The organism is uncultured Nevskia sp., assembly GCF_903885465.1.
Lineage (GTDB): Bacteria > Pseudomonadota > Gammaproteobacteria > Nevskiales > Nevskiaceae > Nevskia.
The window spans coordinates 1-3,928 of the sequence record NZ_CAISIQ010000126.1; the positions used below are offsets into that span (position 1 = coordinate 1).

5 protein-coding genes and 1 pseudogene are annotated in these 3,928 nt (G+C 57.8%); 5 read left to right on the forward strand and 1 reads right to left on the reverse strand.

The window, feature by feature from the left end; genetic code table 11:
* Together QZY06_RS04600 and QZY06_RS04605 are read left to right on the forward strand one after the other, a co-directional pair.
* A partial coding sequence (locus QZY06_RS04600; RefSeq protein ID WP_295680809.1) for a hypothetical protein occupies positions 1-566 on the forward strand: 566 nt, incomplete at its 5' end.
* Entirely contained in the window at positions 563-1,477 is a 915-nt protein-coding gene (locus QZY06_RS04605; protein ID WP_295680811.1) for a diguanylate cyclase, read from the forward strand. The genes QZY06_RS04600 and QZY06_RS04605, both read left to right, overlap by 4 nt.
* A gap of 391 nt (positions 1,478-1,868) precedes the next feature.
* Here the strand turns inward: QZY06_RS04605 and QZY06_RS04610 are convergent, their stop codons facing one another.
* On the reverse strand, positions 1,869-2,228 hold the full coding sequence (locus tag QZY06_RS04610; RefSeq protein WP_295680813.1) for a hypothetical protein: 360 nt from the start codon (positions 2,226-2,228) through the stop codon (positions 1,869-1,871).
* 60 nt (positions 2,229-2,288) lie between these two features.
* Between QZY06_RS04610 and QZY06_RS04615 the strand changes: the two genes are divergently transcribed.
* The 3 genes and pseudogenes from QZY06_RS04615 to QZY06_RS04620 all read left to right on the forward strand — a co-directional run bounded on the left by QZY06_RS04615 (position 2,289) and on the right by QZY06_RS04620 (position 3,848).
* A complete protein-coding gene (locus QZY06_RS04615) occupies positions 2,289-2,519 on the forward strand; it encodes a helix-turn-helix transcriptional regulator (protein ID WP_295680815.1) in 231 nt (76 codons plus the stop codon).
* Between the two features lie 446 nt (positions 2,520-2,965).
* Positions 2,966-3,157: pseudogene (locus QZY06_RS22135) on the forward strand (helix-turn-helix domain-containing protein); the annotation flags it as partial.
* Positions 3,158-3,536: 379 nt separating this feature from the next.
* On the forward strand, positions 3,537-3,848 hold the full coding sequence (locus QZY06_RS04620; protein WP_295680817.1) for a lipocalin family protein: 312 nt from the start codon (positions 3,537-3,539) through the stop codon (positions 3,846-3,848).
* The last annotated feature ends 80 nt before the right edge of the window (positions 3,849-3,928 follow it).

Consider the following 3,928-nt stretch of genomic DNA (forward strand, 5'->3'; position numbering starts at 1 on the left):
CGATCAGACGTATGGGCGGCAGAAGTGACTTGTTCGCCCGAGAGGCGCGTGCGTTTCGCGCTGGCTACGAGAACCTGCCGGCGAAAGCGAGACTGCATAGCCTTGCCGGAGAACCTGAAGTCGCGATGGCGCTGATGCACACGCTGAAAGGGGTTGCCGGAACTCTGGGTGCCCTCCACCTTTCGAGGCAGGCGGCCGCATTGGAGGACGACTTGCGCGCGACTCATCCGGGCGACGACCTTGCGGCTCGCTTCGATACGCTCGCATTGACGCTAATCGAAGCCGCCGCGAGGCTGGAGGATGAAGCAACGCGACTTGATGCGGCTGTCACCAATATCTCCGATACGCCGTCTGCTCCTATGGCGAACATCGCCATCCAGTTGGCCGAACTTCTGGAACTGCTCGAACAACGCAACATGAGAGCAATCTCGGTCCATGCCAGCTTTGGGAGATCCCTGCATCTAATCGACCCGGTACTGGCGAAGGACCTTGATGTGGCGATCGACAGCCTCGACTTCGTAACGGCACGTCAAGCGTGTTTGCGGCTGCAGGAGAAATGTCGATGACCACGCCTGCACGACCGCGACTGCTCATCGTTGACGACCAGCCGCTGAATATCCGCGTGATGAACGAGATTTTCTGTGTCGACCACGAAGTGCTGATGGCAACCAACGGCACGGAGGCTCTGGAGATATGCCGGCGTCACCCCCCGGATCTGGTGTTGCTGGACGTGTCGATGCCGGAACTCGATGGACTTGAAGTCTGTCGGCGGCTGAAGGCTGACCCCGCATTGCGGGACATGCCGGTGATCTTCGTCACATCCGGCAATACTGAAGAAGAGGAGACGCGTGGCTTTGCGGCCGGCGCGGTCGATTTCATCAGCAAGCCGGTGAATCCGGTGGTAGTGCGTGCTCGCGTGCACACGCATCTGACCCTGAAGTTTCAGTCTGACCTGCTTCGCAATCTGGCCTACGTCGATGGCCTTACCGGTATCCCGAATCGTCGGCGCTTCAATGAAGTTCTGAGCCACGAACTGCGGGTATGCGCGAGATCGGGTGAGGGGCTTGCCGTTGCTATCATCGACGTCGATCACTTCAAACTGTTCAACGACTACTACGGGCACCCGGCGGGTGACGACTGCCTGCGTCGAGTTTCCGGCGCACTTCTGAGTGTGATGCGCCGTCCGAGGGATCTGGCAGCTCGCTACGGAGGCGAAGAGTTCGGATGCATCGTTCCCGCCATCTCACCGGATCACGTCATTCCATTCTTCGAAAAGCTCAGGGAAAGTGTTATCGACTTGCGTATTCCTCACGAAACATCACCGACTTTCCCATTCGTCACAGTCAGTGTGGGGATTCGGCAGGTTGTCCCCAATGCTGGTACCACTCCGTTGGATGTTGTCTCTGCTGCAGACGAGTCGCTTTACAAGGCAAAACAACAGGGACGTAACAAATGCGTCCTGAGTATAAGTCAATGAGTTCGACGTCTTCGGCTACGTCTTGATGTCCTACAGCCCGATCCGTCGGCATGGTTTCGCCGACGGATCAGGTTGTAGAGAACCTCGATGCGGTAAGAGACGTCACTTCAAAGCCTTAATGACGCATTCCAGCCGGCACGAGTGCCTCGCGCGATGTTACCCGGCGTAAGGCTGTAGAAAATATGATCTCCAAATCTGCCGTTCGCTAACTGCAGCTATTGGAACGATCCGGCCGGGCTCGTCGGCGACCGCCTCGCTGGCTCAGCAACCAGCCGATTTCCTAACAGCCTGAAGCTGAAGCCGGTGGCAGACCCGAATCGGAATCGGTGGCAGTCATAGGCCAGTGCCAGCAGTCGGATGTCCCCGTTATCCGAAGGGAGGCGCATTCTGATCATGACCGGGTGCCGGAGGCGCGCGACTTTGAGTTGTATGCATACTTGCTCAGGAAGTCCTCGATGGCTTCCTTATACATCAGCGCCTCCCGGGGGATAGGAACATTAAGCCTGCGGCTGAGTGCCATCGCGAACGCGATCTGCTTTTCGGTGGGCGGTCTGAGATCAGGTTCGAGGAAGGTTGCCAGCACCCGCGACAGATGTTTGAGCATTGCTTCGGCGAACTCCTCGCGTGACGCTTTCGTCGTCAGACGCGCGAACTGTCGTTCGATCACCTCAGCGGCCTCGGCGGGTACATCCGCGCTGAGGTACTCATGTTCGTTGAACGCGAGGGAAAGTTTAAGCGGCATCGAGAGCATTCAGTGACTTATAAAGCATAGTTTATAGCCTTATGGTGTCACCAAGGCAACGCTTGCGCGATGTCTTCTCGTGCGGCTTCAAAGCCCTTACGCTCAGTTCTGGCCGAAAATGTCCGCCGTGCCCGTGACGAGCGCGGCTGGTCTCAGGAGTTTCTGGCCGAGCGAGCCGGGCTCACGCAGGTTTACATCAGCCAAATCGAAACCTCGAAGACCGCCGCATCGGTCGATACCATTGAGAAGCTGGCTGCGGGCTTTGATGTGAATGCCGGCGACCTTCTGATTTGCACCTGATCCGAGCCCAGCCTCCGTTCTGCAGCGCTAGACCTGGGAAATTTCTGGTGTCGGTGCCTCCGGATCATCGCGACCGCTACCTTGAGGTTGTGATTGCCTTGGTATCGGACGCTGACGCTGCGCTTACCGTCCGGTGTCCGGATGAACCTCGCTATGCTTGGAGCCAGCATCGCGCAGTCCGCCCGCTACTCCTTCAAGTGATCTGAGCGCGTCCGGCACTGCCAAATTGCGCACATCGTCGAGCGGCGCGATGCCGAGCAGGTGCGACTGATCGGGCAACTACCGCCGTCGCGGAATTCGGGACCTGACTTCGACGCCGTGCTCCAGCAGATCAACTGCCGCCTCGCGGAAAAGCTGAGTCTGCAAGACCTAGCCGTCCACGCCGGCGTCTGCCGTTCCGTCTTCGCCGGCAGTTCGTCATGCGATTCTGTTGATCGGCGCATCGCTTCATCATCGAGCGCCGCATTGAAAAGGCCAAGCACCTGCTGATCGAAGGCCGGCTCAGCGTCACGGACATCGCCTACGAGGTCGGCTTCAGCGGGCAGTCGCATTTTTCGACTGCGTTCAGGGGATCGACCGGCACCGTGCCGACATCTTTTGCCCGGCAGTCCCATCGTTTGGACTGCAAAGAAAGCTGAGTCTCGCTTTGGTGAACGGGCTCCGTTGACGCGCGCGGGCAATGATCAGCGCCGACATCTCAAGAACCATCACATGAGCTAAATCGTCGGCAGCGAGTCTGGCAATGCCCGGTGCCAAGGCAGCTGCGACGGCCATGAGGACCATGACCGAGCAGTGATCACGGCCAATGAAGATGACCGCGCAACAAATCCGCAAAATCGTGATTACACGTCATGAAACCCACTGCTCACGATGTCTGAGAAAAGACGCGCAGGAAACAGGATTGCGCGCAAAGACGGCGCACAATCCTGTCGAAAGCTACACGCGAAATCCCGATGGCAGCATTGCGGCCGTGTTTTCAGTTCCGAGATAAAGGCTTTGATGGAGCCTTGAAGACACATGTCACCGATGCAACGGTCGTCGAATAGCGACAACAAAGTGTGGAAAATACAAGTCTGGTGGCCCTTCCGGAGTGAATATCGAATCGCCTTCGTCGAACCCGACTATTCCTACGCCATCATCGCGCGCTCAAAGCGTGATCACGTTTGGCTGATCGGCCGCAGGCCGCAACTCTCGAACGCTGCATACACCCGTTACTCGTCAAAGATCTCTTCGATGGGTTATGACATCAGTAAGTTCGCCCGCACTCAACAAAATGGCGATTTCCCAACGCCAGGATTGAACGTTTCCGTGCCGGTCGCTTCCCATTAAGGCACCTGGCAGCAACGGCGGGCTCCCGGCACAGAGCTACGTAAAGTCCTACGGCTTCATGCTTGGGACTAATACCGCAG